The organism is Brevundimonas sp. PAMC22021 (assembly GCF_019443405.1).
Taxonomy (GTDB): domain Bacteria; phylum Pseudomonadota; class Alphaproteobacteria; order Caulobacterales; family Caulobacteraceae; genus Brevundimonas.
In genome coordinates, this window is the sequence record NZ_CP080376.1 from 1,229,078 (window position 1) to 1,255,188 (window position 26,111).

Genomic DNA, 26,111 nt, shown 5'->3' on the forward strand with positions numbered 1-26,111 from the left:
TGGAGCGTGCGAATCCATCAGAGGCGCACGGCGCGAATCGCTGTCATCCTGCGGCCATGAGCGCCGTCGTCAGCATCGCCGATCATGTCCGCCCGCAGGCTGCTGCGGATCATCCGGAATGGCAGTACCTCAACCTGCTACGCGACATCCTGGACAATGGCGCGCGGCGGGACGACCGCACCGGCACCGGAACCCTGGGCGTGTTCGGCCGGCAGATGCGGTTCGACCTGTCCAGGGGTTTTCCGCTCCTGACGACCAAGAAGCTGCACCTGCGCTCCATCATCCTGGAGTTGCTGTGGTTCCTGCGCGGCGACACCAACATCGGCTGGCTGAAGGAAAACGGCTGCTCGATCTGGGACGAATGGGCCGACGAGAACGGCGATTTGGGGCCGGTCTATGGCAAGCAGTGGCGGTCGTGGGCCGCCCCGAACGGCCAGTCGATCGACCAGATTTCGCGCCTGATCGACGGGCTGAAGACCAACCCCAACAGCCGTCGCCACATCGTCAGCGCCTGGAACCCGGCCGACGTCGAGGACATGGCCCTGCCGCCCTGTCACTGCCTGTTCCAGTTCTTCGTGGCGGACGGAAAGCTGAGCTGCCAGCTGTACCAGCGATCGGCCGACGTCTTCCTGGGCGTGCCGTTCAATATCGCCTCCTACGCCCTTCTGACCCTGATGGTCGCCCAGGTCGTCGGGCTGGAGCCGGGCGATTTTGTCCACACCTTCGGCGACGCGCATCTGTACCTTAACCATCTGGATCAGGCCGAGCTCCAGCTGGCCCGCGATCCTCGCCCCTTGCCGACCATGACGCTGGCGACGAAGCCCGACCTGTTCGCGTTTGAAGCCGGCGACTTCACGCTCAGCGGCTACGAGCCCCATCCGCACATCAAGGCGGCGGTCGCGGTCTGATGGCGTCGCTGACGCTTGAGCGGCTCAGCGCCGACGTGTCGCGCATCTCCGACATCTATGCGGCCGAGCACGGCATCGAGCGTGACCGCGACTGGGCGATGCTGAAGCTGCAGGAGGAGCTGGGGGAGCTGACGGCCGAGCACCTTCGCCTGTCGGGTCGTGCGCGAGGCCAGGGCAATCCCGAAGCCTTGGGCGATGAGGCGGCGGACGTGCTGGGGATGCTGCTGATCTACTGCGCCCGCTCAGGCGTCGATCTGGAGGCGGCCATGCAGCGCAAGTGGCTGAGCTGGCTGGAGCCGCAGGCATGAGCGTCAAGATCGTCCTGGTGGTTGCGCGCGGACGCAACGGCGTCATCGGCCGCGACGGCGACCTGCCCTGGCGGCTTCGCTCGGACCTGCAGCGATTCAAGGCGGTCACCATGGGCAAGCCGTGCATCATGGGCCGCCGGACGTGGGAGAGCCTGCCGCTGAAGCCGCTGCCCGGCCGCTTGAACATCGTGCTGACCAAGGGCGGCTCTTACGAGACGGAAGGCATGGCCAAGGGCGCACTGGTCTGCGCCACGCTGGACGAGGCGCTCGCGATCGCGCGCGAAACGGCGGCTGATGACGGCGTGGACGAGGTCTGCGTGATCGGCGGTACGGCCTTGTTCGAGGCGGCGCTGCCGCGCGCGCATCGGCTCTACATCACCGAGGTGGAGGCGACACCGGACGGCGATGCGGTGTTCCCGGTCTTTGACGAATCGGCCTGGGGCGAGACCTCGTCCGAGCGGGTCGCGGCCGGAGACAAGGACGATCACGCCATGGTCTTTCGCGTGCTAGACCGCCGCTAGAGGCCCAGCGCCTCGACGATCCGGCCGGCGACCGACGCGAATCGCCGTGCGATCTCGCCATCGGGATCGGCGATCGCTAGCGGGCGCCCGGCGTCGCCCGCCTGCCGCAACGCCACCTCCAGCGGAAGATCGCCCAGGAATGGGATCGACAGCCGATCGGCCTCGGCCTGGGCGCCGCCTTGGCCAAACACCGGCCCGCTCATATTCTCGATAAGGCCCAGGGTGGGAACGCCGACCCGCTGGAACAGGGTGTGGGCTCGCCGGGCGTCGGCCAGAGCCACCTCCTGCGGCGTGGTGACGATCACCGCACCGTCGAGCGGCGTCTTTTGGATCAGCGTCAGCTGCACGTCGCCGGTGCCGGGCGGCAGGTCGACCACCAGCACGTCCAATGGCGTCTCGGCTGTTCCCCACCGTGTCTGGCTCAACATCTGGGTGATCGCCTGCGAGGCCATGGGACCGCGCCAGATCATGGCGTCGTCGGCCTTGGTCAGCAGGCCGACCGACATGGCCTTCAACCCGTGCGCGATGTGCGGAACGATGGCGCCGTCCTCATAGGCCGGCTGGCCCGACAGGCCCAGCATCGTCGGCAGGGACGGCCCATACACGTCTGCGTCCAGCACGCCGACCAAAAGCCCGCGCGCAGCAAGCGCCGCCGCCAGGTTGACCGCGACCGTCGACTTACCCACCCCGCCCTTGCCGGACGCGACAGCGAGCACGCGACGCACGTGCGCGGGGCGATCCGTCGGCACGGGCGCCTTGGCGCGCCCCTGATCGACGGCGGCGGGCGACAGACTGGCGGTGCGGCGCGGCGCGGGCGCCGCCTCCGCCGTCAGCACCACGGAAGCGCGCGATACGCCCGCAATCGCCCGCAAGGCCGCCTCCGCCGCATCGCGCACGGGCGCATAGAGGGCGGTCTGTCCTGCGGGCGCCTCCAGGGCGAAACCGGCCCGATCCTCGGCCACAACCAATCCCTGCACCAGTCCGGCCGTGGCCAGGCCCTGCCCGGAGCGAGGGTCAATGACGCGGTCCAGCGCGGCCAGGACGGTGGATCGTTCGACCATGACGACTTCCTTAGACGCTTGCGGGCGGGTGGGCGTGCGTTCTATCGCCGGAGCCGTTCCTGTTCGAGCCCGCATTTGACGTCTCAGCCCCTCATCACCCTGCTGGCCGGCCCCACCGCCTCGGGCAAGTCGCGCCTCGCCATGCGGATGGCGCGCGAGAGAGGCGCCCTGATCGTCAACGCCGACAGCCAGCAGCTGTACGCCGACCTGCGCGTGCTGACGGCGCGCCCATCGCCGCAGGAAGAGGCCGAAGCCGATCACGCCCTCTATGGCGTCGCGGACGCCGCCGAGGCCTGGTCGGTGGGGCGCTGGAGCCGCGCAGCGTTGGGAACGATCAAGGAGGCTGGAGACCGGCCGGTGGTGCTGGTCGGCGGCACCGGCCTGTACTTCTCGGCGCTGACCCGAGGCCTGGCCGAGATGCCGCCGGTGCCGGACAAGGTTCGCGCTGAGGTCGATCGGGAATTCCACACTTTGGGCGAAGCCGCGTTTCGCGCCCGCTTGGCAGAGGACGACGTCACTTCCGCCTTTGCGATCGAGCACGGTGATCGTCAGCGGCTGGTGCGCGCCGCGAGCGTGCTGCGCGCCAGCGGTCGTGCGCTCAGCCACTGGCGCGCGGACACCCGGCCGCTGTTGGCGCACGGCGCCTGGACGGGCGTGGTCATCGAGCCTGAGCGCTCGGCGCTCTACGCCGCTTGCGACGCCCGAGTGGACGCCATGCTGGCCAGTGGGGCGGCTGAAGAAGTCGAGACCTTGCTCGCACGTCGTCTCGACCCAGCGCTGCCGGCGATGAAGGCGGTGGGCGTGCGCGAACTTGCGGCCTGGATCGCCGGCGAGACTACGCGAGAGGCGGCGGTTGAGGCGCTGAAGCAGGCCACCCGAAACTACGCCAAGCGTCAACTGACCTGGTTCCGCAATCAGACGGCCGATTGGCCGCGCACCGGAGCCTGAGGCGCCGTCAGCCGAATCATGTCAGCGCTGGGATGTAGGGAGAAGACGACGATGGCGATGACGCGCGGCCTGCTGCTGGCGGGCTTCCTGATGGCTTCCACCGCCGTGCAGGCGCAGGAGCCCTGGCAGGTGAAGCAGGCCTGGGTCAGCGCCCACGAATCCTTCCTGGCCGGCGAGGCGCTGCAGGGGCGCGGCAGCGCGACCCGAGACGAAGCCATCGCCGCCGCCTATGTCGCCTCGCAGTTCGAAGGCTTCGGCCTCACGCCGCCGCCGGGCATGACGTCCTTCTTCCAGACCACGGGTGTGACGCGGATCACGCCGAGTGGTCAGGCTGACCTGACGGTGGGCGACGTCACCGTGGCGGAGGGCGCTGGCCTGACGCTGCTGATGTCCTCGGGCCAGCCAGCGTCCGGCTTGGCGCAGGTCGCGGCATCGGACCCCGCCGCCCTGCCCCAGGCCGCGATCGTCATGGTTCCCGACATGGGCGCGGCCTCGGCTGGCGCCTGGATCGGGGCGGCGGCGACCAAGGGCGTGCAGGCGCTGGTGCTGCGCGAGAACGAGACCCTGACGCAGCGCGTCGCGGCAGCCGGCGGCAAGACCCGCACCCCTGTGTCCCTGACCGAAGACGCCGGAACGCGGCGCAGCCCCGAGGTCGCGATCGTATCGGCCGAGATGTTTGATCGGCTGGCCGCCTTGGCCGGCGCCCAGGCGACACTGGATCTTGGCGAAGTGACGCGCACCGAAAGCCCGACCACCAACGCCATGGGCTTTCTGCAAGGCAGCGATCCGGGCGCGGGCGTGATCCTGATCAGCGCGCACCTGGACCACATCGGCGTGCGGCCCGACGGCGTGGTCATGTACGGCGCCAACGACGACGCCTCGGGCGTGGCGGCGGTGCTGGAGCTGGCGCGCGCCATGGCGGCGGCCGGCCAGCCGAAGCGCAGCATTCTGTTCGTCGGCTACGGCAGCGAGGAACTGGGCCTCCTGGGCTCCAAATACTTCGCCGCCAATCCACCCGTGCCGCTGAACGACATCGTCGCCAATCTCGAGATCGAGATGATCGGCCAGCAGGACCCCAAGATGCCGGCCGGCGTGATGATGATGACGGGCTTCGACCGCTCAAATTTCGGCGCGGAGATGAAGGCGCGCGGCGCCCTTGTCGCGCCGGACCTCTACCCCGAGCAGAACTTCTTTGAACGGTCCGACAACTACCAGTTGGCGCTGCAGGGCATCGTCGCCCACACCATCTCCGGCTGGGCGGTGACGCCCACCTATCACACGCCCGACGACACCATCGCCAATCTGAACCTGCCCTTCATGACCCAGGCCATCCAGTCGCTGGTCGAACCGTTGCGCTGGTTGGCCAACAGCGACTTTCGCCCGGAGTGGACAGCCGAAGGGCGGCCTCGCCGGCGCTAGCTCTTGGCATCTGTCAGGACGCGACTATATTGGATGCGTTCGGGTTCGCCCGGACTATGGCGATAAACGCGCTTGTAATAAGCGGACCGGACCCGGGTGCGATTCCCGGCGGCTCCACCATTCCTTCCCCGCGTTATCGGCGGAGCGAGCATGGGGCCGACTAGCATCGACGGACGTGTAAAGAAGATTGCTTTCGCTCGTCCTGGCCCACCGTATCGGGCCTTTATCTAACTGCGAACGATAACTTCGCTGGAGAAGTCCGCCTCGCCGCGTAATGCGGTTCGGTTGATTTCGAATCTTAAGTCCTAGGGGTTCAGATCCTTGGGCGGGGCTCGGAGGGCGCCTGGCAACAGAAGCCCTCCACTTCATCCGCAAAAATCCAGGCTTGCTGTCCCACGCCGTCTTTCGCCTGGGCGCGCGCGCGTCTATGGGTCGCCTCGCCAGCAGCCGAGGTGACGATGACCGACCAGACCCCGCCGGTCGACGAAATGGACTATGAGACGATGACGCACGAAGCGTTGCGGACGGTGATCCGCGACGGCCTGCTGCGCGCCGCCTCGCCCGCCGGCCTGCCGGGGGCGCATCATTTCTACATCACCTTTAAGACGCGCGCGGTCGGCGTTTCCGTGCCGCCGGACATCCTGGCGAAGTATCCCGACGAGATGACCGTGGTGATCCAGCACCAGTACGAAGATCTGGATGTCCAGAACGACCGCTTCTCGGTCAAGCTGCGTTTCGGCGGCATTCCGCGCGTGCTGGCCATGCCCTATGCGGCCGTGACTCGCTTCTACGACCCCAGCGTGCAGTTCATGCTGCAGTGGGACGACCCCGAGGTGATCGAAGAGCCCACGCCGAGCCCTGAGCCCGACGGCCCGGCTCCGGCCGCTGACGGCCCCAAGGTCGTGTCGCTGGATCAGTTTCGGAAGAAGTGACCAGCGCCGGTCAGGCGCGCGGATAGCTGCGCACCACGATCCGCTCGCGCTCGCCCTCGAACCGCTCCACCAGCAGCCGCGCGACCTGCGCGTCGTCGTGGAACAGATAGCCCTTGATGGCGTCCAGGATCGCCTTGGCCAGGTTGTCCAGGTCCATCACCGGCGGCTCGCCCACATGCTCCATGCGGATCTCCACCACGTGGTCGCCCCATGACGGCCGCGCGCCGCGCCATTCCTTGCGCATGAACTCATAGATCAGCGGCTTGTAGTATTTGGCCTGCGTCGTCAGGCCATCGACCACGATCTCGACCGACTGATCGTCCTCTCGCGCTCGGACCTTGCCCGTGCCCACCCAGCCGGCGGTCATCGTGATGGCCTCGCCTTGTCCTGCATGGCTCCCGTGCTACACGCCTCGACACATCTCCGCCACGTCTGAAATCGAGCCTGTACGATGAGCAACGTCCGCACCGAAACCGACACCTTCGGCCCCATCGAGGTCGCCGCCGACCGCTATTGGGGCGCGCAGGCGCAGCGCTCGCTGGGCAACTTCAAGATTGGTTGGGAGAAGCAGCCGCTGCCGATCGTGCGAGCGCTGGGCATCGTCAAGCGGGCGGCGGCCGAGACCAACATGGCGCTGGGCAAGCTCGACGCCGGCGTTGGCGACGCGATCGTCAAGGCCGCGGACGAAGTGATCGAGGGCAAGCTGAACGATCATTTCCCGCTGGTGGTCTGGCAGACCGGCTCGGGCACCCAGTCGAACATGAACGCCAACGAGGTGATCTCGAACCGCGCCATCGAGATGCTGGGCGGCGAGATGGGCTCCAAGACGCCCGTCCACCCCAACGACCACGTCAACATGAGCCAGTCGTCCAACGACACCTATCCCACGGCCATGCACGTCGCCTGCGCCGAGGAGGTGGTGCACCGATTGATCCCTGCACTTCAGACGCTGCGCAACGCCCTGAACGACAAGGCCGGGGCGTGGAAGGACATCATCAAGATCGGCCGCACCCACACCCAGGACGCCACGCCCCTGACGCTGGGCCAGGAGTTCTCGGCCTATGTGCAGCAGGTCGAGAACGGCATCGAGCGGATCGAGCAGAGCCTGCCCAAGCTGATGGAACTGGCGCAGGGCGGCACCGCCGTCGGCACCGGCCTGAACGCGCCGGTCGGCTTTGCGGAAGGCGTGGCGGACAAGATCGCTTCCATCACTGGCCTGCCCTTCACCACGGCGCCCAACAAGTTCGAGGCCCTGGCTGCACACGACGCCATGGTCTTCACTCACGGGGCGATCAACACGGTCGCCGCGAGCCTGTTCAAGATCGCCAACGACATCCGCTTTCTCGGTTCCGGCCCGCGCTCGGGCCTGGGCGAACTGGCCCTGCCGGAGAACGAGCCGGGCAGCTCCATCATGCCGGGCAAGGTCAATCCAACCCAGTGCGAGGCTCTTACCCAGGTCTGCGTGCAGGTGTTCGGCAACAACGCCGCCCTGACCTTCGCCGGCTCGCAGGGGCATTTCGAGCTGAACGTCTTCAACCCGGTGATGGCCTACAACTTCCTGCAGTCCGTGCGTCTGGTGGCCGATGCGGCGGTCAGCTTCACCGAGAACTGCGTCGTCGGCATCGAGCCCCGCCGCGACAACATCGAGCGCGGCTTGAACAACTCGCTGATGCTGGTGACGGCCCTGAACGGCAAGCTGGGCTACGACGCCTGCGCCAAGATCGCCAAGACCGCGCACAAGAACGGCACCACCCTGCGCGAAGAGGCGGTCGGCGGCGGCTACCTGACCGACGCCGAGTTCGACGAGGCGGTGCGGCCCGAGAAGATGATCTCGCCGCAGTGATCCGGCGCTGAAACGACAAAGGCCCCGCCGATCGTCGGCGGGGCCTCTTTTCTTTGACGGAAGAAGGTCGCTTACTGCTTCTCGGTCCAGCGTTGCTTGGCTTCGTCCTTGGTGATCGACAGGTGGACGTGCTTGTCGTCAACGCGCTGGACCCAGGACACCGGAATCAGGTGGTGCTTGAAGCCGCCGGCGATGTCGAGCTTCGCCAGCTCGATCTGGTCGCCCAGCACATGGTCCACGCGACCGACGTGACCGCCGTCCGAGCCCAGCACTTCCAGATGTTCCTTGATGTCGGCCGAGTTGATCATGATGGTTCCTCGCGTTGGTAAGCCATGGCAGATTGCCTGCGGACTTAACGCACCCGAGCCTTTGCGGTTTCGGGCTCAAGGAGGGACCGCGCATGGGCGAGGTCGTGAACCTGAACCGGGCGCGCAAGACCAAGGCGCGCATGGACGAAAAGGCCAAGGCCGTCGCCAATCGCGTGGCGCACGGCCGCACCCGCGTGGAGCGCGAACAGGCTGAGGCGGAGCGAAAGCGGCTTTCGAAGCATCTGGATGGCGCAAAGCTGGACGATTGAAGCGGAGGCCACCATGCCCATCCGCCTTTCGTCCAAGCCACGGCCTGCTGACCCTGCTGATCGTGCGAAGGCTCGCCAAGTGGAGCCGGAGACAATCTGCGCCCGCCTCCACCGCCTCAGCGAAGAAGACGTCGCCCCGCTGAGGGTCCGCCTCAAGCCTTGGGCGAACGGATCAGCAGCAGCTGCCCAGCCAACACCAAGATCAGGCCCAGGAGCGCCGACAGACCAAATCGCGCGCCCTCGAACAACACCGACACCAGCATGGCGATCGGCGGCGTCAGGGCCGAGATGTAGCTGGCGGTCGCATAGCCCTTCAGCCGCGCGATCGAGAAATACAGCCCGAAGGCGATCACCGAGCCGAACAGCGACAGATAGAGCAGCGACAGCAGATAGCTGGGCTCGGCCACGATCCGCCACTCGACGCCGGTGACAAAGCCGTAAAGCGCCAGCATCCCCGTGCCATAAGCCATGGCCCAGCCTGTCGCCGTCGCGATCGGCGCCTGCGCCTGCTGCCCCCGCCAGGCGAAGTAGTTGCCGAGCGTCGAGCTGAAGGTGGCGACCAGGGCAAAGGCGACGCCGGTCAGGGCTGTCCGGTCCAGCCCTGCCGCCAGGATCTCGCCGCCCGACAGCACGGCGACCCCAAGCACGCCGCACAAGGCCCCGCCCCAGGCCTCGCGCGACGCCTTTTGGCCCACGACGATGCGGAACAGAGCCAGGTTCAGGAACGCGAGGGCCGCGAACATCACCGCCACGACCGCCGAGGCGACCCGCTCCTCGGCCGCATAGACGAAGCCGTAGGAGGCGGCGAAGACGAACGCCCCCTGCCCCAGCGCGGCCAGGTGCTGGCTGCGATTCATCCGGACCTGTCGGCGTGTCGCCATGCAGAAGCCGAACATCACCAGCGCCGACAGGCCGAATCGCCACACGACCGAGACGACCGGATCCACGACGCCGAGCTGCAGCGTGATCGCGTACCAGGTGGTGCCCCAGATCAGGGCGCAGGCGAGAACGCCGCCGATGGCCAACCAGGCGGGCGACAGGATGCGGGGGGTCGTCGTCATGGCGTCTCGGTTGAGCAGGATCAGCCGCCGTTAGCATGGATGCGACATCCGGCGCTTCACATCGGGCGTCCGGATGTGTCACGCATCGCCGGTAAGGAGCAAGGCCATGGCCGGATTGACAAAGCGTTCGGTGAGCCTGTCCGGCCACGCGACCTCCGTGGCGCTGGAGCCCGAGTTCTGGGCGATTTTGGACGCCGTCGCCGAGACCCTGCAGTTGACCCGCGCCGGCCTGCTGATCCGCATCGATGAACGGCGCGGGCGTCGGCCGCTGGCCTCGGCCTGTCGTCTGCTGGCGCTGGCCTGGGCCGGCGGCGATCGATCATTCGCCGCCGACGCGCCGGAATAAGGCGCGGCGCGCGGCTGACTTACGCCGATGTGCTACATATGTTCTCACCTCGATTCAGCCGTCTTGTGAAGTTACCCGCCCGTCGTGACCGACCTGCCTTCCCCCCGCATCTCCGATCTCGCCCGCGCCCGAGCTCCCGCCGGCCACGCGCCGGCCAATGACTATCTCGCCGGCCTGAACTCCGAACAGCGAGAAGCCGTGGAGACGACCGAGGGGCCGGTGCTGGTGCTGGCGGGGGCCGGCACGGGCAAGACGCGGGTCCTGACCACCCGCCTGGCGCACATCCTGGCGACAGGACGCGCCAGGCCGTGGGAGCTGCTGGCCGTCACCTTCACCAACAAGGCCGCGCGCGAGATGCGCGAGCGGATCACGCACCTGATCGGCCCGGATACCGAAGGGCTGCGCTGGCTCGGCACCTTTCACTCCATCGCCGCCCAGATCCTGCGCCGCCACGCCGAACTGGTGGGGCTAAAGTCGACCTTCACCATCCTGGACACCGACGACCAGGAGCGGCTGCTGAAGCAGCTGCTGGAAGCCGCCAATATCGACACCAAGCGCTGGACGCCGCGTTCGCTGGCCGGCTTGGTCGATCACTGGAAGAACCGCGGCTGGACGCCCGAGAAGCTGCCGCCCGGCGAGGATTTCGCCAACGGCAAGGGCCAGGGGCTGTACGCCGCCTATCAGGCCCGTCTGTGCACCCTGAACGCCTGCGATTTCGGCGATCTGCTGCTGCACAACATCACGATCCTGTCGCAGCATGCTGACTTGGCTGAAGAATATCGGCGGCGATTTCGCTACATCCTGGTGGACGAGTATCAGGACACCAACGTCGCCCAATACCTTTGGCTGCGGCTGCTGACCGCCTCGACCGGCAACGTCTGCTGCGTGGGCGACGACGACCAGTCCATCTACGGCTGGCGCGGCGCGGAGGTGGACAACATCCTTCGGTTCGAGCGCGACTTCCCCGGCGCCAAGATCGTCAAGCTGGAGCGCAACTATCGCTCGACCACCCACATCCTGGGCGCTGCGTCCGGCCTGATCGCGGCCAATCGCGACCGGCTCGGCAAGACGCTTTGGACCGAAGTGGACGGCGGCGACAAGGTGCGGGTGCGCGGCGTCTGGGACGGCGAGGCCGAGGCTCGGCTGATCGCCGACGAGATCGAAACCGCACGACGCGATGGCCGCAAATACAAGGACATGGCCGTTCTTGTTCGCGCGTCGTTTCAGATGCGCGCGTTCGAAGAACGATTCGTCATGCTGGCCGTGCCCTACACCGTCATCGGCGGGCCGCGCTTCTTCGAACGCGCGGAAATCCGCGACGCCCACGCCTATCTGCGGCTGATCCTTTCCGAAGACGACGACCTCGCCTTCGAACGCATCGTCAATGTGCCCAAGCGCGGCGTGGGCGAGACCAGTGTGCAGAAGATCCTGCACATCGCCCGCCAGCATGACCTGTCCGCCATGACCGCCGTGCGCGGCCTGATCAACACCGACGAGCTTCAGGCCCGCACCCGCACAGCCCTGTCCAACTTCGTGCGCGACCTGGATCGCTGGCGCGCCCTGTCCGAGACCACGCCGCACTGGCAGGTCATGGAGACGGTGCTGGAGGAAAGCGGCTACACCGACATGCAGAAGGCCGACCGCACATCTGGCCAGACGCGGCTGGAGAACCTCAAGGAGTTGGTGCAGTCGATGCAGCAGTTCGACACGCTGCAGGCCTATCTGGAACACGTCTCGCTGGTCATGGACCTCGATCGCGGTGCGGGCGACGATCCCAATGGTGATGGGGCGGTTCAGATCATGACGCTGCACGGCGCCAAGGGGCTGGAGTTCCCGCTGGTCTTCCTGCCCGGCTGGGAGGAAGGCGTGTTCCCCAGCCAGCGTTCCATCGACGAGAAGGGCGAGAAGGGCTTGGAGGAGGAACGGCGCCTCGCCTACGTCGGCGTCACGCGCGCCAAGCAGGATGCTCGCATCTCGTTCGCCGCCAACCGTCAGGTCTACGGACGCTGGACTTCACAGTTGCCCAGCCGCTTCGTCGACGAACTGCCGATCGCCCACGTCGAGGCGCAGTCGGACACCGGCTACTATGGCGCATCCAGCGGCATGAAGGAGGCCAAGAGCCGCTGGGACGATGTCCCCAGCTTCGGCAACAGCTATTCTTCGCCCGGTTGGAAGCGCGCCCAGACCTTTACCGCCGCCCAGCCGCCCCGCCCCGCCCACGCCCGACGCGCCGTCATCGAAGGCGAAGGCCGTCTGGTCGCCACCGCCGATCCCAAGGCGAGCTCGGGCTGGCTCAAGGGGCAGCGCGTCTTCCACCAGAAGTTCGGCTATGGCGACGTGCGGGTGGTCGAGGGCAACAAGCTGCTGGTCGACTTCGAGAAGGCCGGCGAGAAGCGCGTCATCGACACCTTTGTCGAAAAAGCCTGAACCGCCTCACGCATGAAGAAGGGCGCGCCCCGTGAGGAGCGCGCCCTTTTCCTTGTGCCTGGCTTCTTAGTGGCTGACGACGACCGCCGCGCCGTCCAGAGGCGGTTGCGGGGCAGGCAACGGGTCGGCGGCTTCGTCCCATTCCGTCGGCGTCAGGGCGCCAGTCAGGGCCCAGCTCAATGCCTCGTCCGCTGTCGAGATCGGCACGATCTCCAGCGCCGACTTTACCTTGTCCGGCACATCGGCGAGGTCCTTCTCGTTCTCCTGCGGGATCAGCACCGTCTTTATGCCCGAGCGCAGGGCCGCCAGCAGCTTCTCCTTCAGGCCGCCAATCGCGGTCACGCGTCCGCGCAGGGTGATCTCGCCGGTCATGGCAATGTCCTTCCTGATCGGCACGCCGGTCAGGACCGAGACCATGGCCACCGTCATGGCGACGCCGGCGGACGGACCGTCCTTGGGCGTGGCGCCGTCCGGCACGTGGACGTGGACGTCGGTCTTCTCGAACACCGGCGGCTTGACGCCGAAGCTGAGAGAGCGAGCCCGAACGTAGGACGCCGCCGCCGACACCGACTCCTTCATGACCTCCTTCAGGTTGCCGGTCACGGTCATGCGTCCGCGGCCCGGCATCTTGATCGCCTCGATGGTCAGGATGTCGCCGCCGAACTCGGTCCAGGCCAGGCCGGTGACGATGCCGACCTGATCGTTCTCGTCGGTCTCGCCATAGCGGAACTTCTTCACGCCCGCGTATTCGGCCAGCTTGTCCGCATCGACTGTGATCGACGCCACATTGGTCTTGGCCATCTCGCGCACGGCCTTGCGCGCCAGCCCGCCCAGCGCCCGCTCAAGCGAGCGTACACCGGCCTCGCGGGTGTAGTAGCGGATCAGATCGCGAATCGTCTCTTCCGGCACGACCAGCTCGCCGTCCTTCAGGCCGTGATCCACCAACTGCTTTGGCAGGACGTGGCGCTTGGCGATCTCGACCTTCTCGTCCTCGGTGTAGCCGGACACCCGGATGATCTCCATCCGATCCATCAGCGGCTGCGGCATGTTCAGGCTGTTCGCGGTCGTGACGAACATCACCTGCGACAGGTCGTAGTCCACCTCAAGATAGTGATCGCCGAACGTCGAGTTCTGCGCCGGATCCAGCACCTCCAGCAGGGCCGAAGACGGATCGCCGCGCCAGTCGGCGCCCAGCTTGTCGATCTCGTCCAGCAGCACAAAGGCGTTGGTGGTCTTGGCCTTCTTCATCGACTGGATGATCTTGCCAGGCATGGAGCCGATGTAGGTCCGGCGGTGGCCACGGATTTCCGATTCGTCCCGCACGCCGCCCAGCGACATGCGGACGTATTCACGCCCGGTCGCCTTGGCGATGGACTTGGCCAGCGAGGTCTTGCCGACGCCCGGAGGGCCGACGAGGCACAAGATCGGACCTTTCAGGCTGCCGGTGCGGGCCTGGACGGCCAGGTACTCGATGATCCGCTCCTTGACCTTCTCCAGGCCGAAGTGATCCTCTTCCAGGATGTCCTCCGCCTTCTGAAGGTCGATCGGCTTCTGCTTGGCCTTGCCCCACGGCACGGCCAGCAGCCAGTCGAGGTAGTTCCGCACGACAGTCGATTCGGCCGACATCGGGCTCATGTTGCGCAGCTTCTTGACCTCGGCCTCGGCCTTGGTGCGCGCCTCCTTGGACAGCTTGGTCTTCCGGATGCGTTTCTCGAGCTCCATGATCTCGTCGCGCTGATCGTCGGTCTCGCCCAGCTCGCGCTGGATCGCCTTCATCTGCTCGTTGAGATAGTACTCGCGCTGGGTCTTCTCCATCTGCCGCTTCACGCGGCTGCGGATCTTCTTTTCGACCTGCAGGACGCTGATCTCGCCCTCCATCAGGCCGTAGACCTTTTCCAGGCGCTGCGGCACGTCGATGGTCTCGAGCAGGCCCTGCTTGTCGCTGATCTTGACCGACAGGTGCGCGGCCACGCTGTCGGCCAGCTTGGAGGCGTCGGTGATCTGCGGGATGGAGCTGAGGGCCTCGGGCGGCACCTTCTTGTTCAGCTTCACATAGTTTTCGAACTGCTCGACCACGGCGCGCAGCATGGCCTCGGCCTGAGAGGGTTCGCCCGGTTCGTCAGCGATCTCGACGGCCTCAGCCTCGAAATAGTCGGCGCGGTCGGTGAAGCGCGTCAGGCGCGCACGGCCCTTGCCTTCGACCAGCACCTTGACCGTGCCGTCCGGCAGCTTCAGCAGCTGCAGCACGCTGGCCAGCACGCCGATGGGATAGATGGCGTCGGGCGACGGGTCGTCGTCGACGGAGTTCTTCTGGGTGGCGAGCAGGATCTGCTTCTCGCCCTTCATGATCTCGTCCAGCGCCTTCACCGACTTCTCGCGGCCGACGAACAGCGGCACGACCATGTGCGGAAAGACGACGATGTCGCGTAGCGGGAGGACGGGAAGGATCTTGGTCTCGGACATATGCGCACTCCTGGGCCCTTGGTGATCTCCGGCCCGCCGCCGCGCCCGCCTCGGCGTCATGCCTTGGCGGATCGAAGCGGCCCGTCGGTTCCGACGGCGTTCGGGTGAGTATGTGGCCTCTGGGCGGCAGGGTTCAAGCGTGACGGAAGAGTGGCCGCCAACATCGTGGCCCTTGCCGCCGGAAGCACTTGCGGGTCCCGGTTGCGTCAGTCGCAGCAAGGCGCATGCGCCGAGCCGTGTGCGTCGCGTCATTTCGTTCCGGCCAGGCCGGTGCTCGCCTGTTCGAACGGTGAGGCGGCCGGAACACGACGCCCAAAGAAAAAGGCGAGCCCGGAAGCTCGCCTTTGCTTGTTCGGTCAACTGCGCCGATCAGGCGGCGCCGTCGGCCTTCTTCTTGGAGGCTTCGGAATAGATCAGCAGCGGCTGAGCCTTGCCGTCGATGACCTCGGCGTTGACCACCACTTCCTCGACGCCTTCAAACGTCGGCAGCTCGAACATGGTCTCGAGCAGGATCCCTTCAAGGATCGAGCGCAGGCCGCGAGCGCCGGTCTTGCGGGTGATGGCCTTCTTGGCCACCGCCATCAAGGCGTCGTCGGTGAACGTCAGACCGACGTTCTCCATCTCGAACAGGCGCTTGTACTGTTTGACCAGGGCGTTCTTCGGCTCGGTCAGAATGGTGACCAACGCCTTCTCGTCCAGATCCTCGAGCGTCGCCAGGACCGGCAAGCGGCCGATGAACTCGGGAATCAGGCCGAAGCGCATCAGGTCGTCCGGCTCGACGCCCTTAAGGATGTCGCCCGTGCGTCGCTCGTCGATCTCCTTGACCTTGGCGCCGAAGCCGATCGAGGCCCCCTCGCCGCGGGCCGAAATCACCTTCTCAAGCCCCGCGAAGGCGCCGCCGACGATGAACAGGATGTTGGCGGTGTCGACTTGCAGGAACTCCTGCTGCGGATGCTTGCGCCCGCCCTGCGGCGGCACGGAAGCGACGGTGCCTTCCATGATCTTCAGCAACGCCTGCTGCACACCCTCGCCCGACACGTCGCGGGTGATCGAGGGGTTGTCGGACTTCCTGCTGATCTTGTCGATTTCGTCGATGTAGACGATGCCGCGTTGCGCCCGCTCGACGTTGTAGTCGCTGGCCTGCAGCAGCTTCAGGATGATGTTTTCCACATCCTCGCCGACATAGCCCGCTTCGGTCAGGGTGGTGGCGTCGGCCATGGTGAAGGGCACGTCGATGATGCGCGCCAGCGTCTGGGCCAGCAGCGTCTTGCCCGAGCCGGTCGGCCCGATCAGCATGATGTTCGACTTGGCCAGCTCGACGTCGTTGTTCTTCGTCGCGTGGTTCAGGCGCTTGTAGTGATTGTGGACCGCGACCGAGAGCACCTTCTTGGCGTGCGACTGGCCGATCACGTAATCGTCCAGGACCTCGCGGATTTCCTTCGGAGTCGGCACGCCGTCCTTGGACTTCACGAAGCCGATCTTGTGCTCTTCGCGGATGATGTCCATGCACAGTTCGACGCATTCATCGCAGATGAACACGGTCGGGCCCGCAATCAGCTTGCGGACTTCATGCTGGCTCTTGCCGCAGAAGGAGCAGTACAGGGTGCTCTTGGCGTCGGCGCCGGCTGCTTTGGTCATGGACCCTTCTTTTCACTCCCGCGATGCGCCTCGACATGAGGCGAAACGCGCTTACTCCGCGTTGATTCCGTAATCCTGATCGCGAAGGTCTTCAAAAAATGACAATCACCCATCGCTCGTTCCGCCACAACCCCGAAGGCGACCGGGGATTGCTGCAACGCGAGAATGGGTCAGATTTGATGAGGATCACGGCGAATGTCTGACATGGGGAGCATGGAGCCGCTTCGCCACTCCCATTCGACCGATCCCGACCGACGCCCTGTCGTCGCGTTCGATTTCGACGGTACGCTGACGATCCGCGACAGCTTTACCGAGTTCCTGCGCTGGCGCGCCGGTCCGGGCGGCTGGGCGTTGGGATTGGTCAAGCTCGCGCCCGCGCTGGCTCACTATGCCCGCGCCCGGGACCGGGGGCGGATCAAGGCCGCGTCGGTCCGGGAGTTTCTCAGCGGCGTCTCACGCGCCGAACTCGATGCCGACGCCGAAGCGTTCGCCGCCGACTCGTGGTCGCGCTTCATGCGCCCGGACGCCCTTGCCTGCTGGAACAGCTGGGGTGAACGCGGGGCCTACCGCGTGATCGTCACCGCGTCTCCGGAAGAGACGGTGGCGCCGTTCGCCCGCAGACTCGGCGCCGACGCCCTGTTGGGCACTCAGATCGCCTTTGACGACGAGGACCGGGTGACCGGCGCCTTCGCCCGTGAGAACTGCCGGGGCGCCGAAAAGGTCAACCGCCTGCGCGCCGCCTTTGGGCCCGACATCCGTTTGCGCGCCGCTTACGGCGACACATCCGGAGACACGGAAATGCTTGCCATCGCCGATGAACCCGGTTTCCGGGTGTTCACGCAACGGCCCTGACTGTCAGTGGCCGTTGGCGTCCACATCAAACACCATCGCCTTGCCGCGCGAGGTCGGGGCCCAGCCCGCCTCGATCGCCGACGTCACGGCGTTGCGGATGGCGTCGACGTTGACGCGCTGCTTTTCCACGTCCGGCTGCCCGTTCGCGCGCATCGGCATGGGAAACTGGACAATGGCCTCGCGCTTGAAATCCTTGAGCCGCAGGGACAGCGCCAGGCCGTCCCACTTACCCCCGCCTCTCGGCTGGGGCTGACGACGGATTTCCCACTCATAGGTTTCGCCATCGACCTCGACGACGCCGCTTGAATCTCGCGTGTGCTGCATCGCGCGCTGATAGCACAAAAGAAAAAGGCGCACCCGTCAGGGTGCGCCTTTCCGTGCTCAGCCGCAGCCGGATCAGGCGCCGGGCGTCTTGATGCCGTCGGCGTCGGCCTGTTCGCGGCGATCGTAGACGTGATCGACGATGCCCCACGCCTTGGCTTCCTCGGCCGACATGAAGTGGTCGCGGTCCAGCGTGTTCTCGACCTCCTCCAGCGTTCGGCCGGTGTGGTGGACGTAGATCTCGTTCAGCCGGCGCTTGGTGTAGCGGATGTCCTCGGCGTGGCGCTCGATGTCCGAGGCCTGGCCGCGGAAGCCGCCGGACGGCTGGTGCACCATCACCCGCGCGTTCGGCAGGGCGATGCGCTGGCCTGCCTCGCCCGCCGTCAGGATCAGAGAGCCGGCCGAGGCGGCCATGCCCATGACCACGGTCGAGACCGGGCTCTTGATGTACTGCATGGTGTCGTAGATCGCGAGCGCCGAGGTCACCTGACCGCCGGGGCTGTTGATGTACATGCTGATTTCCTTTTTCGGGTTCTCCGATTCCAGGAACAGCAGCTGGGCGCAGATCAGGGACGCCATGCCGTCCTCGAACGGCCCCGTCAGGAAGATGATCCGCTCGCGCAGCAGGCGCGAGAAGATGTCGAAGGACCGCTCCCCACGGCTCGACTGCTCGACCACCATGGGCACGAGGTTGGATTGCAGATAATCGATCGGATCGCGCATGAAGGCCTTCTCGGATGCGTTGAGTGGGCGCGACTCGCTCGGTCGCCTGCCCTTGGTTTGCATATCGCGTCCCGCAGCCCGCGCCGCAAGGTCGGACGGCGCATGTGAAAAGGGCGGAGCCTGCGGCCCCGCCCTTGTTCTTCGTCGAACTGCGGAAGAGGTCAGCCCTCTTCGTCGTCCTTCAGCAGCTCTTCCTTGGTGATCGGGGTATCCGTCACGTCGGCGACGCCGACGATCAGGTCGACCACCTTCTCTTCATAGATCGGCGCACGCATCTGGGCGGCGGCGTTCGGGTTCTGACGATAGAAGTTCAGCACCTGCTGCTCCTGACCCGGATAGTTGCGGGCTTCCTGCAGGATGGCGGCGTTCAGCTCCTGGTCGGTGACCTGAACGTTGTTGGCGCGGCCGATCTCGGCCAGCACCAGACCGAGACGCACGCGGCGCTCCGCGATGGTGCGGTACTCGGCCTTCAGCTCCTCGTCGGACTTGGCGGCGTCCTCTTCCGGCAGGCGGCCGCCGGCCTTGTCGGCCTCGACCTGTTGCCAGATGCCGTCGAACTCGGCCTCGACCATCTTGGGCGGCAGCGGGAAGTCGTGCGCCTCATCCAGCTGGTCCAGCAGGGCGCGCTTCAGCTTGAAGCGGATCTGGCGGCTGTACTGCTGGTCGAGGTTGGACTTCAGCAGCTCCTTTAGCTTGTCCAGCGACTCCAGCCCGATGCGCGTGGCGAAATCGTCGTCGATCTTCGACTCGGCCTCGGCCTTGATGGCCTTGACCTTGACGTCGAAGGTCGCGGCCTTACCGGCCAGGTGCTTGGCCTGGTAGTCCTCGGGAAAGGTCACCTCGACGGTCTTGTCCTCACCGACCTTGGCGCCCTTCAGCTGTTCTTCGAAGCCCGGGATGAAGCGGCCCGAGCCGATCACCAGGTCCGCGTCCTCGGCGGAACCACCTTCGAAGGCTTCGCCGTCGATCTTGCCGACGAAGTCGATGGTCAGCTGGTCGCCGTCCGCCGCCTTGACCGACTTGCCCTTCTTGTCTTCGTAGGTCTTGGCCTGGCCGGCGAGCTCGGTCAGCGCCTCGTCCAGATCGGCGTCGGACGCCTCATAGGTCGGACGATCGAGCTTCAGCGTCTTGGGATCGACCGGCGTGAAGTCCGGCATCACTTCCAGAGCCATCTCGTAGGACAGGTCTTCCTGCCCCGCGATGACCTTGTCCATGTCCGACACCAGCTTCATCTCGGCCGGAGCGGCGGGACGCAGCTTGGCTTCGTCGAGCGCCTTCTGGCTGGTTTCGTTCAGCTGGGCGTTGATGATCTCGCCCATGAAGTCGCGGCCGAAGGTCTTGCGCACATGCGAGACCGGCACCTTGCCCGGACGGAAGCCCTTCAGCTTCATCTGCGGGGCGACGTCCTTGATGCGCTTGTCGAGCTTGGCGTTCAGCTCCGCCACGGGGATGGTCACCGCGATCACGCGGCTGAGGCCTTCGTTCGACTTTTCGACGACTTGCATGGTCGGGATTCTGACGCTCTGGGGCGCCGGGGCCGATAAGCGGCCGGCGCGGAGTGGATAAAGCAAGAGGGCCGCCCCCGTCAGGAGCGGCGCCTCGAAGCCCGCCCTTATGTCGAGGCGCAGGCCAAAGGTCAACGCGGCGATGGTTCCGCACGCGGCGAGAGGTCGCTAAGAAGCGGCATGATCCAGCCAGCCTCTCCGATCGGCGTCTTCATCACGCCGGTGACGCCGCTTCAGCAGAACTGCACCGTGGTCTGGTGCACGCGGACCAGCAAGGCGGCGGTGATCGATCCGGGAGGCTCGGTCGATGCGGTGCTGGCGGAGGTCGCGCGGCGCGGGCTGACGCTGGACCAGATCTGGATCACCCACGGTCATCTCGATCACGCCGGCGGGGCGGCCGAGATGAAGGAGAAGTCGGGCGCGCCGATCATCGGTCCTCATGCGGACGATCTGTTCTGGATCGAAGGCATTCCGGCCCAGGGACAGATGTACGGCCTGCCGGAGGCGCGCACCTTCACGCCGGATCGCTGGTTACAAGACGGCGACCGCCTGACGTTGGGCGAAACGACGTGGGAGGTGCGACACTGCCCCGGCCACACGCCGGGCCACGTCATCCTGTTCAACCCAGAGGCCCGCTTCGCCCAGGTCGGCGACGTCTTGTTCAAGGGTTCGATCGGCCGCACCGACTTTCCTCGCAGCAATCACGAGGCGCTGCTTCGCTCGGTCGTGGAGCAGCTCTGGCCGCTGGGTGACGACGTGACCTTCGTGCCGGGCCACGGACCGCATTCCACCTTTGGCGAGGAGAGGCGCACCAACCCGTTCGTGTCGGATGCGGCGCTCGGCCGAGCGCCGGTCGCACGACCCGCGACCGGCCTCGCCTGATCTTCGCTGTTTAGCGGCTGAGCAGCACGCCCAGCAGCACGCCCGCGATCAGGGCATAGAAGGTGGCCTTCAGCGGCTCTTCGACAATGCGGTCACGGGTGTCGGCAGCTGTGGTCTGAGCCAACGCCTTTACCTTGCCTGCGTCTTCGCGCACGGCCTGGCGCAGGGAAGCAACGCCCTCGGACGTGGAGCCGGCGCCTCCGCCTTCGCCGGTGAGCAGGGCGTCTGCGTCACGCTCCAGTCGGCGCGACAGATCGTCGCCTTCGGTGACGATGTCGTCGGGCGAGGTCGAGGGATAGCTGTCGGTCATCGGTGTCTCCGTTGATGGCGGTGGGTTTTATCGGCCGAAGAACCCGCCAGCACAGCAGCGGTTCCTGGCGTCCGTGGGTGAACGGGCGCGTCGCGCGCGCGTTGTCCACCCACAGGAGACAACCATGACATACATCGAACCGACACCCCCCGGCGTCCCAGGTCCGGAGATCGACCCCAGCCCCATGCCCGAGCCGGAACTGGACCCGTCCGACATCCCGGACGAGGCCCCGCCGCTCCAGCCCGGCGGCGGCGATCCAGGCGATTCCCGCCCTTACGGGTGAACCTCAGTCAAGCCGGGGATTCATCCAAGATCAGCGGGCCATGAAAACTGAAATCCGGCCGGAACCGCTCCGATTCAACCGGGTTCACTTTGGTAAGCGCCACAACAATCAGGAAAGGACCTCAGATGGCGGAAGGACAGACCACACGCGGCTCTGGTGTTTCCAAACGAGGCTTTGCCTCGATGGACCCGGAGCGGCAGCGCGAAATCGCGCGCAAGGGCGGCGCCAGCGTGCCGAGCGAAAAGCGAAGCTTTTCCCAGGATCGGGGTCTCGCGGCCCAGGCCGGGCGAAAGGGCGGCGAGGCATCCCATGGATCCCGCAAGGACGACGCGCCCCCTCCGGCCGAGTGATTTCTCGCGCAGGCAAACAGAAAGAGGCGGCGCGCTCAGGTTCGCCGCCTCTTTTGCATTTGAGATCGTTGGCCTTAGCGCGCGGTCAACGTCGCTAGCGCCACCGCGGGATCATCGGAGACGTCAAACCGCTGAAGGGTCCATCCGGCCGCCTCCCCCATCTCCTCGACCAGCTCACGCGTGAACTTGCGCGAGCTCTCGGTGTGCACCGTCTCGCCCGGCTGGAAGGCGAATCGCTGTCCCGCCACGTCCACAGGCGTCGCGGTCCTGGCGCGCAGGTGCATCTCGACGCGCGATCGATCCGCCCGCCACAGCGCGAGGTGTTCAAAGGCGTCCAGGTCGAAGTCGGCCCCGAGTTCGCGATTGGCCCGGACCAGAAGGTTGCGGTTGAAGGCCGCCGTCACCCCTTGGCTGTCGTCATAAGCGGCGGTCAGCACGGCGGGATCCTTGACCAGATCGACGCCCAGGATGAACAGCGCCTCCTCGCCGAGCATGCGGCGCGCCTCGCGCAGGAATCGGATCGCCTGGTCCGGCTCCAGATTGCCGATCGTCGATCCGGGGAAGAAGCCAACCCTGCGCCCGGTCCCCAGGCTGTCCGGCAAGGTCGCCAGGGTCTCGAAGTCACCCAACACCGGCGCCACGTTCAGGGTCGGATAGTCCTGCTTCAGCGCCGCCGCCGCTTCGTTGAGCGCCGTTTCGCTGATATCGAGCGGCACATAGGCCGAAAGGTTCGTGGCGGCATTCAGCAGAATGCGGGTTTTCTCGCTGGCGCCCGAGCCGAACTCCACCAGCACCGCGCCCGGTCCGATCATGCCCGCGAGATCGCTCGCCGTGCGCCGCAGCAGCGCCGTCTCCTGACGCGTGGGGTAGTATTCGGGAAGGCGCGTGATCTCCTCGAACAGGCGAGAGCCTTCCGCATCGTAGAACCATTTGGGCGGCGTCGATTTCTGAGTGCGGGACAGCCCGTCGATCAGGTCGCTCCGAAAGGCGTCGAGCGCATCCCCTTCCGCTCTGTTCTCTGTCTCGGACGCGTCGGCGGCCAGTCGCAGTCCCATGAAGGCCCACCTTTGCTGGGGATAGAAGAAGTTGCGGTAGGTAATCCGGGCATGTCCCGGAGGCGTCGCGAACGATCCGCCGCGCAGCACCATCTGGTTGGCCATGAACTTGCCGTTGTACTCGGCGGCCGTGCCCTCGGTGGGCTTGAAGCCCGGATAGGGCTGATAGGCGCTGGCGGTCCATTGCCAGACCTCACCTGCCAGGTTGGTGAAGGCGTCAGGGCGCATCGTGGCCGCGTGCTCCCATTCCGCCTCGGTCGGGAGGCGCTTGCCCGCGAACCGCGCATAGGCGTCGGCCTCATAAAAGCTGATGTGACGCACCGCCGATGCGGGATCGACGTGCCTGCGCCCGGCGAGCGTCATGACCGTCCAGCCGTGGTCGGCCTCTTGGCGCCAGTACAAGGGGGCAGTCCAGCCTTCAGCCTTGACCGTCGCCCAGCCGTCCGAAAGCCACAGGTCCGCCCGCGCATAGCCGCCTGCGGCGATGAACTCGAGCCAATCCCCGTTGGTCACCAGATCGTGGTCCAGCGCGAAGGGCGCCAGGAACACCTTGTGCCTCGGTCCTTCGTTGTCGAAGGCGAAGCCCGCTTTGTCGGCGCCGATTTTCACCACGCCGCCATCGAAGCGGGTGGAGCCGCCATTTGGGCTCTCCGGCTTTGCCTCACGAGGCTCCTCGACATAGGCCGCCGGATCGAGCGGCGAGCGCGACATCAGGTTCAGCAGGTCCATCAGGAACAACTCCTGATGCTGCTGATCGTGGTGCAGGCCGAGTTCCAGCAGATAGCGCGTCAGCCCGTCGGTTGGCGCGTCCCCGAGAAAAACCGTCATCCGTCGGTCGATCTCGCGGCGATAGGCCATGACCTCGTCCAGCGAGGGCCGGGTCATCAGCCCTCGTTCCGGACGCGCCACCCGTTCGCCCAGCGCCTCATAGTAGGAGTTGAACAGCGCCTGATAGCGCTCGTCCACCGGTCGATAGCCTGGTTCGCTCGCCAGCAACATCGCCTCGAAGAACCAGCTGGTATGCGCCAGATGCCACTTGCCGGGACTGCAGTCCGGCATGGATTGCGCGGCAAGGTCCTCGGCCGACAAGCCCTGCGCCAGCTCGGCCATGCGCGCGCGGACCTGGCGAAAGCGATCGATCTCGACGGCGGAGCGGGCGTCAGGCTCTGTGCGTGCATTCATTGCGCTGACTCTCACTGGCTCGCCCTTCTTCAGAACGGGCGCTTACGGTCAAGGTTCCGTCCGTCCTCGGCTGTTGTCGGCGATACGTCCGTACTCCAGCCGAGCGATGGTGCGGTTGTGCACCTCGTCCGGACCATCCGCTATGCGCAACGTCCGAACCGAGGCGTAGAGTTCCGCGAGCGGCGTGTCGGCCGAGACACCCGCGCCGCCGAACGCCTGGATGGCGTCATCGATGACCTGAAGCGCCATGCGAGGCGCGGCGACCTTGATCTGCGCGATCTCCGAGCGCGCGCCCTTTGCGCCCACCTCATCCATCATCCAGGCGGCCTTCAGCACCAGCAGACGGCACATCTCGATGTTGGTGCGCGCTTCGCCGACGCGCTGCTCCCAAACCGAGTGTTCGGACAGGCGCTTCCTGAACGCTGTGCGGGACAGCAGCCGTTCGCACATCAGGTCCAGCGCCCTCTCGGCCGCCCCGATCACCCGCATGCAGTGGTGAATTCGGCCGGGCCCCAGCCTACCTTGGGCGATTTCGAACCCTCTGCCCTCGCCCGCGATCAGGTTGCCGGCCGGCACGCGCACGTTCTCCAGCACCACCTCGGCGTGACCGATGGGGCGTTCGTCATAGCCGAACACCGACAGCATCCGCTCAACGCGAAAGCCGGGCGTGTCCACGGGCACGATGATCTGCGACTGCTGGACGTGGGTCGCTGCGTCCGGGTCGGTCTTGCCCATGACGATGGCCATCTGAACGTTGGGATGCGCCATGTTGGTGGACCACCATTTGCGGCCGTTAACGACATAATGGTCGCCATCCCGTTCGATCCGGGTCTGGATGTTGGTCGCGTCGGACGAGGCCACCTCCGGCTCGGTCATCAGAAAGGCCGAACGGATGGCGCCATCCAGCAGCGGACGCAGCCAGCGCGTCTTCTGCGCCTCGTCGCCATAGAGGTGGAGCACCTCCATGTTGCCGGTGTCCGGCGCGTTGCAGTTGAACACTTCGGCCGACCACAGATGATGGCCCATCATCTCGGCCAGGGGCGCGTATTCCAGATTGCTGAGGCCCGCTCCATCCTCGCCAGGCAGGAACAGGTTCCACAAGCCTTCCGACCGAGCCGACGCCTTCATCGCCTCCATGACAGGCGGCTGGCGCAAGGGATCGGCCGCGACCTGAGCCCGGTATTCTCCCTCACGCGGGATGACCTGCTCGTCGAGAAAGCGGCGCAGGCGCGCCTGCCACTCCAAACCGCGATCGCTGTGCCGGAAATCCATGGTCGTCCCCAATGCGAAAACGGCGCGGTCTCCGTGGAGCCGCGCCGTCGATCCGGTTCGTCAATCGCCGCGCATCAGCGCTTCAGCAGCGGCGCCAGCTTCTGAGCGATCATCATGTCACCGGCGATCTTCAGCTTGCCCTGCATGAAGGCCATCATCGGATCGAGGCGGCCTTCGGACAGCGCCGTGAAGTCGTCCCACTTCATCGAGACGGTGGCGTCGGCCGGCTTGTCCTCGTTGGTGACGGTGTTCGGGACCGATGCGCCGTCGATGAAGATCTTGTCCTGACCGTCCAGATCCAGCTTCACGGTCTTGCCGAGGCCGGAGTTGTCGCCAACGGCGGCGCGGATTTTTTCGGTCACTTGAGCCAGATCGGCCATGTTGAACGTCTCCTTGGGACGGTTGATGGATAAGGCCTAGCGCGCTCCGCAGAGGGCGCCAAGATCACGTTGGGTAAGGGTCAGGCGGCGGCTTCCTTAGGATCGCCGTCGCGAAAGCGCCACTTCATCACCAACACCATGGTCGACATGCCCAAGGCGCAGACGTTCGACACCGTCACCGGCCAGGCCTCGGTCATCACGCCATAGATCACCCAAAGGATGAAGCAGCTGACCGTCAGCGAATAGGTGCGCAGGCTGATCGACGAAGCGTCGCGCGTCTTCCAGATTTTCAGGGCCTGCGGTGCGAAGCTGGTGACCGAGCAGACAGCCGCGGCCGAGCCGATCACGTTGGCGATCAGTTGATGATCCACGTTCATGTCGCGCTACAGGCCTGTCGCCGGACCGCCGGGCTCGTCCGGTTCCCCGTCCGCGTCCTTGTCCACGAAATGGGCCGGCCTGTTGCGCATCGACGAGACCGCGAACAGCGCCCCGGCCAGCACAACGGCGCCGATGAGCAGAAGAATCATTTCCATGGCCGCTCAAC

General features: G+C 66.1%; 29 protein-coding genes and 1 other RNA gene. 15 read left to right on the forward strand and 15 right to left on the reverse strand.

Going from position 1 to position 26,111, the window contains the following annotated elements:
* Window positions 1-56: 56 nt before the first annotated feature.
* Genes KY493_RS06035 through KY493_RS06045 form a run of 3 tightly spaced genes read left to right on the forward strand, consistent with a single transcriptional unit; the run spans window position 57 to window position 1,737 of the window.
* On the forward strand, window positions 57-908 hold the full coding sequence (locus KY493_RS06035; RefSeq protein WP_219898059.1) for a thymidylate synthase: 852 nt from the start codon (window positions 57-59) through the stop codon (window positions 906-908).
* Complete coding sequence (locus KY493_RS06040) at window positions 908-1,216, forward strand: phosphoribosyl-ATP pyrophosphohydrolase (protein WP_255568067.1); 309 nt, start codon at window positions 908-910, stop codon at window positions 1,214-1,216. The genes KY493_RS06035 and KY493_RS06040 overlap by 1 nt, the downstream gene beginning before the upstream one ends.
* Complete coding sequence (locus KY493_RS06045; RefSeq protein ID WP_219898060.1) at window positions 1,213-1,737, forward strand: dihydrofolate reductase; 525 nt, start codon at window positions 1,213-1,215, stop codon at window positions 1,735-1,737. The genes KY493_RS06040 and KY493_RS06045 overlap by 4 nt, the downstream gene beginning before the upstream one ends.
* On the opposite strand, the gene KY493_RS06050 is transcribed toward KY493_RS06045, so the two are convergent.
* Window positions 1,734-2,798 carry an Mrp/NBP35 family ATP-binding protein gene (locus tag KY493_RS06050; protein WP_219898061.1) on the reverse strand — a complete coding sequence of 355 codons (1,065 nt, stop codon included), beginning with the start codon at window positions 2,796-2,798 and terminating at the stop codon, window positions 1,734-1,736. The genes KY493_RS06045 and KY493_RS06050 overlap by 4 nt on opposite strands.
* A 75-nt stretch (window positions 2,799-2,873) precedes the next feature.
* Between KY493_RS06050 and miaA the strand changes: the two genes are divergently transcribed.
* The 4 genes from miaA to KY493_RS06070 all read left to right on the forward strand — a co-directional run bounded on the left by miaA (window position 2,874) and on the right by KY493_RS06070 (window position 6,097).
* Complete coding sequence (gene miaA / locus KY493_RS06055; RefSeq protein ID WP_219898062.1) at window positions 2,874-3,746, forward strand: tRNA (adenosine(37)-N6)-dimethylallyltransferase MiaA; 873 nt, start codon at window positions 2,874-2,876, stop codon at window positions 3,744-3,746.
* A 51-nt stretch (window positions 3,747-3,797) separates the two neighbouring features.
* The gene (locus KY493_RS06060) at window positions 3,798-5,165 is read left to right on the forward strand and encodes a M28 family metallopeptidase (protein ID WP_219898063.1); all 1,368 of its coding nucleotides are present in this window, start codon (window positions 3,798-3,800) and stop codon (window positions 5,163-5,165) included.
* Window positions 5,165-5,530, forward strand: a transfer-messenger RNA (tmRNA) gene (gene ssrA / locus KY493_RS06065). Before KY493_RS06060 ends, ssrA begins: the two co-directional genes overlap by 1 nt.
* A gap of 93 nt (window positions 5,531-5,623) precedes the next feature.
* The gene (locus KY493_RS06070; protein WP_219898064.1) at window positions 5,624-6,097 is read left to right on the forward strand and encodes an SspB family protein; all 474 of its coding nucleotides are present in this window, start codon (window positions 5,624-5,626) and stop codon (window positions 6,095-6,097) included.
* A gap of 10 nt (window positions 6,098-6,107) precedes the next feature.
* Here the strand turns inward: KY493_RS06070 and KY493_RS06075 are convergent, their stop codons facing one another.
* Complete coding sequence (locus KY493_RS06075) at window positions 6,108-6,464, reverse strand: RusA family crossover junction endodeoxyribonuclease (protein ID WP_219898065.1); 357 nt, start codon at window positions 6,462-6,464, stop codon at window positions 6,108-6,110.
* Between the two features lie 84 nt (window positions 6,465-6,548).
* On the opposite strand from KY493_RS06075, the gene fumC reads away from it, so the two are divergent.
* Window positions 6,549-7,940: a class II fumarate hydratase gene (fumC, locus tag KY493_RS06080; RefSeq protein ID WP_219898066.1), complete on the forward strand. Its 1,392-nt coding sequence runs from the start codon at window positions 6,549-6,551 to the stop codon at window positions 7,938-7,940.
* Between the two features lie 71 nt (window positions 7,941-8,011).
* Here fumC and KY493_RS06085 read toward each other — a convergent pair whose 3' ends face one another.
* Window positions 8,012-8,248, reverse strand: a complete 237-nt coding sequence (locus tag KY493_RS06085) for a DUF2171 domain-containing protein (protein WP_219898067.1) — start codon at window positions 8,246-8,248, stop codon at window positions 8,012-8,014.
* Between the two features lie 92 nt (window positions 8,249-8,340).
* Here KY493_RS06085 and KY493_RS06090 point away from each other — a divergent pair, with 92 nt between their 5' ends.
* Window positions 8,341-8,517 carry a DUF4169 family protein gene (locus tag KY493_RS06090; RefSeq protein WP_219898068.1) on the forward strand — a complete coding sequence of 59 codons (177 nt, stop codon included), beginning with the start codon at window positions 8,341-8,343 and terminating at the stop codon, window positions 8,515-8,517.
* A 152-nt stretch (window positions 8,518-8,669) separates the two neighbouring features.
* Here the strand turns inward: KY493_RS06090 and KY493_RS06095 are convergent, their stop codons facing one another.
* A complete protein-coding gene (locus KY493_RS06095; RefSeq protein ID WP_219898069.1) occupies window positions 8,670-9,578 on the reverse strand; it encodes a DMT family transporter in 909 nt (302 codons plus the stop codon).
* A 106-nt stretch (window positions 9,579-9,684) separates the two neighbouring features.
* Here KY493_RS06095 and KY493_RS06100 point away from each other — a divergent pair, with 106 nt between their 5' ends.
* Both KY493_RS06100 and KY493_RS06105 read left to right on the forward strand, forming a co-directional pair.
* Window positions 9,685-9,924 (forward strand): ribbon-helix-helix domain-containing protein, encoded by a 240-nt coding sequence (locus tag KY493_RS06100; RefSeq protein ID WP_219898070.1) that lies wholly within the window; start codon window positions 9,685-9,687, stop codon window positions 9,922-9,924.
* 84 nt (window positions 9,925-10,008) lie between these two features.
* On the forward strand, window positions 10,009-12,351 hold the full coding sequence (locus tag KY493_RS06105) for an ATP-dependent helicase (protein WP_219898071.1): 2,343 nt from the start codon (window positions 10,009-10,011) through the stop codon (window positions 12,349-12,351).
* Between the two features lie 66 nt (window positions 12,352-12,417).
* Here the strand turns inward: KY493_RS06105 and lon are convergent, their stop codons facing one another.
* Together lon and clpX are read right to left on the reverse strand one after the other, a co-directional pair.
* Window positions 12,418-14,814 carry an endopeptidase La gene (gene lon / locus KY493_RS06110; RefSeq protein ID WP_219898072.1) on the reverse strand — a complete coding sequence of 799 codons (2,397 nt, stop codon included), beginning with the start codon at window positions 14,812-14,814 and terminating at the stop codon, window positions 12,418-12,420.
* Between the two features lie 369 nt (window positions 14,815-15,183).
* A complete protein-coding gene (clpX, locus tag KY493_RS06115) occupies window positions 15,184-16,452 on the reverse strand; it encodes an ATP-dependent Clp protease ATP-binding subunit ClpX (protein WP_219898073.1) in 1,269 nt (422 codons plus the stop codon).
* Between the two features lie 195 nt (window positions 16,453-16,647).
* Here clpX and KY493_RS06120 point away from each other — a divergent pair, with 195 nt between their 5' ends.
* The gene (locus tag KY493_RS06120) at window positions 16,648-17,304 is read left to right on the forward strand and encodes an HAD-IB family hydrolase (protein WP_219898074.1); all 657 of its coding nucleotides are present in this window, start codon (window positions 16,648-16,650) and stop codon (window positions 17,302-17,304) included.
* 3 nt (window positions 17,305-17,307) lie between these two features.
* Here KY493_RS06120 and KY493_RS06125 read toward each other — a convergent pair whose 3' ends face one another.
* The 3 genes from KY493_RS06125 to tig all read right to left on the reverse strand — a co-directional run bounded on the left by KY493_RS06125 (window position 17,308) and on the right by tig (window position 19,853).
* Window positions 17,308-17,628, reverse strand: coding sequence for a hypothetical protein (locus KY493_RS06125; protein WP_219898075.1), 321 nt, complete (start codon window positions 17,626-17,628; stop codon window positions 17,308-17,310).
* A 72-nt stretch (window positions 17,629-17,700) separates the two neighbouring features.
* Window positions 17,701-18,348: an ATP-dependent Clp protease proteolytic subunit gene (locus tag KY493_RS06130; RefSeq protein ID WP_219898076.1), complete on the reverse strand. Its 648-nt coding sequence runs from the start codon at window positions 18,346-18,348 to the stop codon at window positions 17,701-17,703.
* A 161-nt stretch (window positions 18,349-18,509) separates the two neighbouring features.
* Window positions 18,510-19,853: a trigger factor gene (gene tig / locus KY493_RS06135; protein ID WP_219898077.1), complete on the reverse strand. Its 1,344-nt coding sequence runs from the start codon at window positions 19,851-19,853 to the stop codon at window positions 18,510-18,512.
* A 180-nt stretch (window positions 19,854-20,033) separates the two neighbouring features.
* Between tig and KY493_RS06140 the strand changes: the two genes are divergently transcribed.
* Window positions 20,034-20,735, forward strand: coding sequence for an MBL fold metallo-hydrolase (locus KY493_RS06140; RefSeq protein ID WP_304502414.1), 702 nt, complete (start codon window positions 20,034-20,036; stop codon window positions 20,733-20,735).
* Between the two features lie 10 nt (window positions 20,736-20,745).
* Here the strand turns inward: KY493_RS06140 and KY493_RS06145 are convergent, their stop codons facing one another.
* The gene (locus tag KY493_RS06145) at window positions 20,746-21,045 is read right to left on the reverse strand and encodes a hypothetical protein (RefSeq protein ID WP_219898078.1); all 300 of its coding nucleotides are present in this window, start codon (window positions 21,043-21,045) and stop codon (window positions 20,746-20,748) included.
* Between the two features lie 124 nt (window positions 21,046-21,169).
* Here KY493_RS06145 and KY493_RS06150 point away from each other — a divergent pair, with 124 nt between their 5' ends.
* Together KY493_RS06150 and KY493_RS06155 are read left to right on the forward strand one after the other, a co-directional pair.
* Window positions 21,170-21,328, forward strand: coding sequence for a hypothetical protein (locus KY493_RS06150; RefSeq protein ID WP_219898079.1), 159 nt, complete (start codon window positions 21,170-21,172; stop codon window positions 21,326-21,328).
* 125 nt (window positions 21,329-21,453) lie between these two features.
* Window positions 21,454-21,678 (forward strand): general stress protein, encoded by a 225-nt coding sequence (locus KY493_RS06155; protein ID WP_219898080.1) that lies wholly within the window; start codon window positions 21,454-21,456, stop codon window positions 21,676-21,678.
* A gap of 74 nt (window positions 21,679-21,752) precedes the next feature.
* Here KY493_RS06155 and egtB read toward each other — a convergent pair whose 3' ends face one another.
* From egtB to KY493_RS06180, 5 genes are all read right to left on the reverse strand, one after another.
* Entirely contained in the window at window positions 21,753-23,915 is a 2,163-nt protein-coding gene (gene egtB / locus KY493_RS06160; protein ID WP_219898081.1) for an ergothioneine biosynthesis protein EgtB, read from the reverse strand.
* 48 nt (window positions 23,916-23,963) lie between these two features.
* Window positions 23,964-25,187 carry an acyl-CoA dehydrogenase family protein gene (locus KY493_RS06165; protein ID WP_219898082.1) on the reverse strand — a complete coding sequence of 408 codons (1,224 nt, stop codon included), beginning with the start codon at window positions 25,185-25,187 and terminating at the stop codon, window positions 23,964-23,966.
* Window positions 25,188-25,261: 74 nt separating this feature from the next.
* A complete protein-coding gene (locus KY493_RS06170; protein WP_219898083.1) occupies window positions 25,262-25,567 on the reverse strand; it encodes an SCP2 sterol-binding domain-containing protein in 306 nt (101 codons plus the stop codon).
* A gap of 80 nt (window positions 25,568-25,647) precedes the next feature.
* Window positions 25,648-25,944, reverse strand: coding sequence for a SemiSWEET family sugar transporter (locus KY493_RS06175; protein WP_219898084.1), 297 nt, complete (start codon window positions 25,942-25,944; stop codon window positions 25,648-25,650).
* Between the two features lie 6 nt (window positions 25,945-25,950).
* The gene (locus tag KY493_RS06180; RefSeq protein ID WP_219898085.1) at window positions 25,951-26,100 is read right to left on the reverse strand and encodes a hypothetical protein; all 150 of its coding nucleotides are present in this window, start codon (window positions 26,098-26,100) and stop codon (window positions 25,951-25,953) included.
* Window positions 26,101-26,111: the final 11 nt, after the last annotated feature.

Coding starts and splice junctions, on each gene's coding strand:
- KY493_RS06165 (WP_219898082.1), bottom strand. CDS start 25,187: ATGGATTTCCGGCACAGCGATCGCGGTTTGGAGTGGCAGGCGCGCCTG.
- KY493_RS06040 (WP_255568067.1), top strand. CDS start 908: ATGGCGTCGCTGACGCTTGAGCGGCTCAGCGCCGACGTGTCGCGCATC.
- KY493_RS06100 (WP_219898070.1), top strand. CDS start 9,685: ATGGCCGGATTGACAAAGCGTTCGGTGAGCCTGTCCGGCCACGCGACC.
- KY493_RS06075 (WP_219898065.1), bottom strand. CDS start 6,464: ATGACCGCCGGCTGGGTGGGCACGGGCAAGGTCCGAGCGCGAGAGGAC.
- KY493_RS06120 (WP_219898074.1), top strand. CDS start 16,648: ATGTCTGACATGGGGAGCATGGAGCCGCTTCGCCACTCCCATTCGACC.
- KY493_RS06060 (WP_219898063.1), top strand. CDS start 3,798: ATGGCGATGACGCGCGGCCTGCTGCTGGCGGGCTTCCTGATGGCTTCC.
- KY493_RS06035 (WP_219898059.1), top strand. CDS start 57: ATGAGCGCCGTCGTCAGCATCGCCGATCATGTCCGCCCGCAGGCTGCT.
- KY493_RS06170 (WP_219898083.1), bottom strand. CDS start 25,567: ATGGCCGATCTGGCTCAAGTGACCGAAAAAATCCGCGCCGCCGTTGGC.
- KY493_RS06180 (WP_219898085.1), bottom strand. CDS start 26,100: ATGGAAATGATTCTTCTGCTCATCGGCGCCGTTGTGCTGGCCGGGGCG.
- KY493_RS06070 (WP_219898064.1), top strand. CDS start 5,624: ATGACCGACCAGACCCCGCCGGTCGACGAAATGGACTATGAGACGATG.
- KY493_RS06145 (WP_219898078.1), bottom strand. CDS start 21,045: ATGACCGACAGCTATCCCTCGACCTCGCCCGACGACATCGTCACCGAA.
- KY493_RS06150 (WP_219898079.1), top strand. CDS start 21,170: ATGACATACATCGAACCGACACCCCCCGGCGTCCCAGGTCCGGAGATC.
- KY493_RS06175 (WP_219898084.1), bottom strand. CDS start 25,944: ATGAACGTGGATCATCAACTGATCGCCAACGTGATCGGCTCGGCCGCG.
- KY493_RS06090 (WP_219898068.1), top strand. CDS start 8,341: ATGGGCGAGGTCGTGAACCTGAACCGGGCGCGCAAGACCAAGGCGCGC.
- tig (WP_219898077.1), bottom strand. CDS start 19,853: ATGCAAGTCGTCGAAAAGTCGAACGAAGGCCTCAGCCGCGTGATCGCG.
- KY493_RS06130 (WP_219898076.1), bottom strand. CDS start 18,348: ATGCGCGATCCGATCGATTATCTGCAATCCAACCTCGTGCCCATGGTG.
- KY493_RS06045 (WP_219898060.1), top strand. CDS start 1,213: ATGAGCGTCAAGATCGTCCTGGTGGTTGCGCGCGGACGCAACGGCGTC.
- KY493_RS06155 (WP_219898080.1), top strand. CDS start 21,454: ATGGCGGAAGGACAGACCACACGCGGCTCTGGTGTTTCCAAACGAGGC.
- egtB (WP_219898081.1), bottom strand. CDS start 23,915: ATGAATGCACGCACAGAGCCTGACGCCCGCTCCGCCGTCGAGATCGAT.
- KY493_RS06140 (WP_304502414.1), top strand. CDS start 20,034: ATGATCCAGCCAGCCTCTCCGATCGGCGTCTTCATCACGCCGGTGACG.
- lon (WP_219898072.1), bottom strand. CDS start 14,814: ATGTCCGAGACCAAGATCCTTCCCGTCCTCCCGCTACGCGACATCGTC.
- KY493_RS06095 (WP_219898069.1), bottom strand. CDS start 9,578: ATGACGACGACCCCCCGCATCCTGTCGCCCGCCTGGTTGGCCATCGGC.
- KY493_RS06125 (WP_219898075.1), bottom strand. CDS start 17,628: ATGCAGCACACGCGAGATTCAAGCGGCGTCGTCGAGGTCGATGGCGAA.
- fumC (WP_219898066.1), top strand. CDS start 6,549: ATGAGCAACGTCCGCACCGAAACCGACACCTTCGGCCCCATCGAGGTC.
- KY493_RS06085 (WP_219898067.1), bottom strand. CDS start 8,248: ATGATCAACTCGGCCGACATCAAGGAACATCTGGAAGTGCTGGGCTCG.
- KY493_RS06050 (WP_219898061.1), bottom strand. CDS start 2,798: ATGGTCGAACGATCCACCGTCCTGGCCGCGCTGGACCGCGTCATTGAC.
- clpX (WP_219898073.1), bottom strand. CDS start 16,452: ATGACCAAAGCAGCCGGCGCCGACGCCAAGAGCACCCTGTACTGCTCC.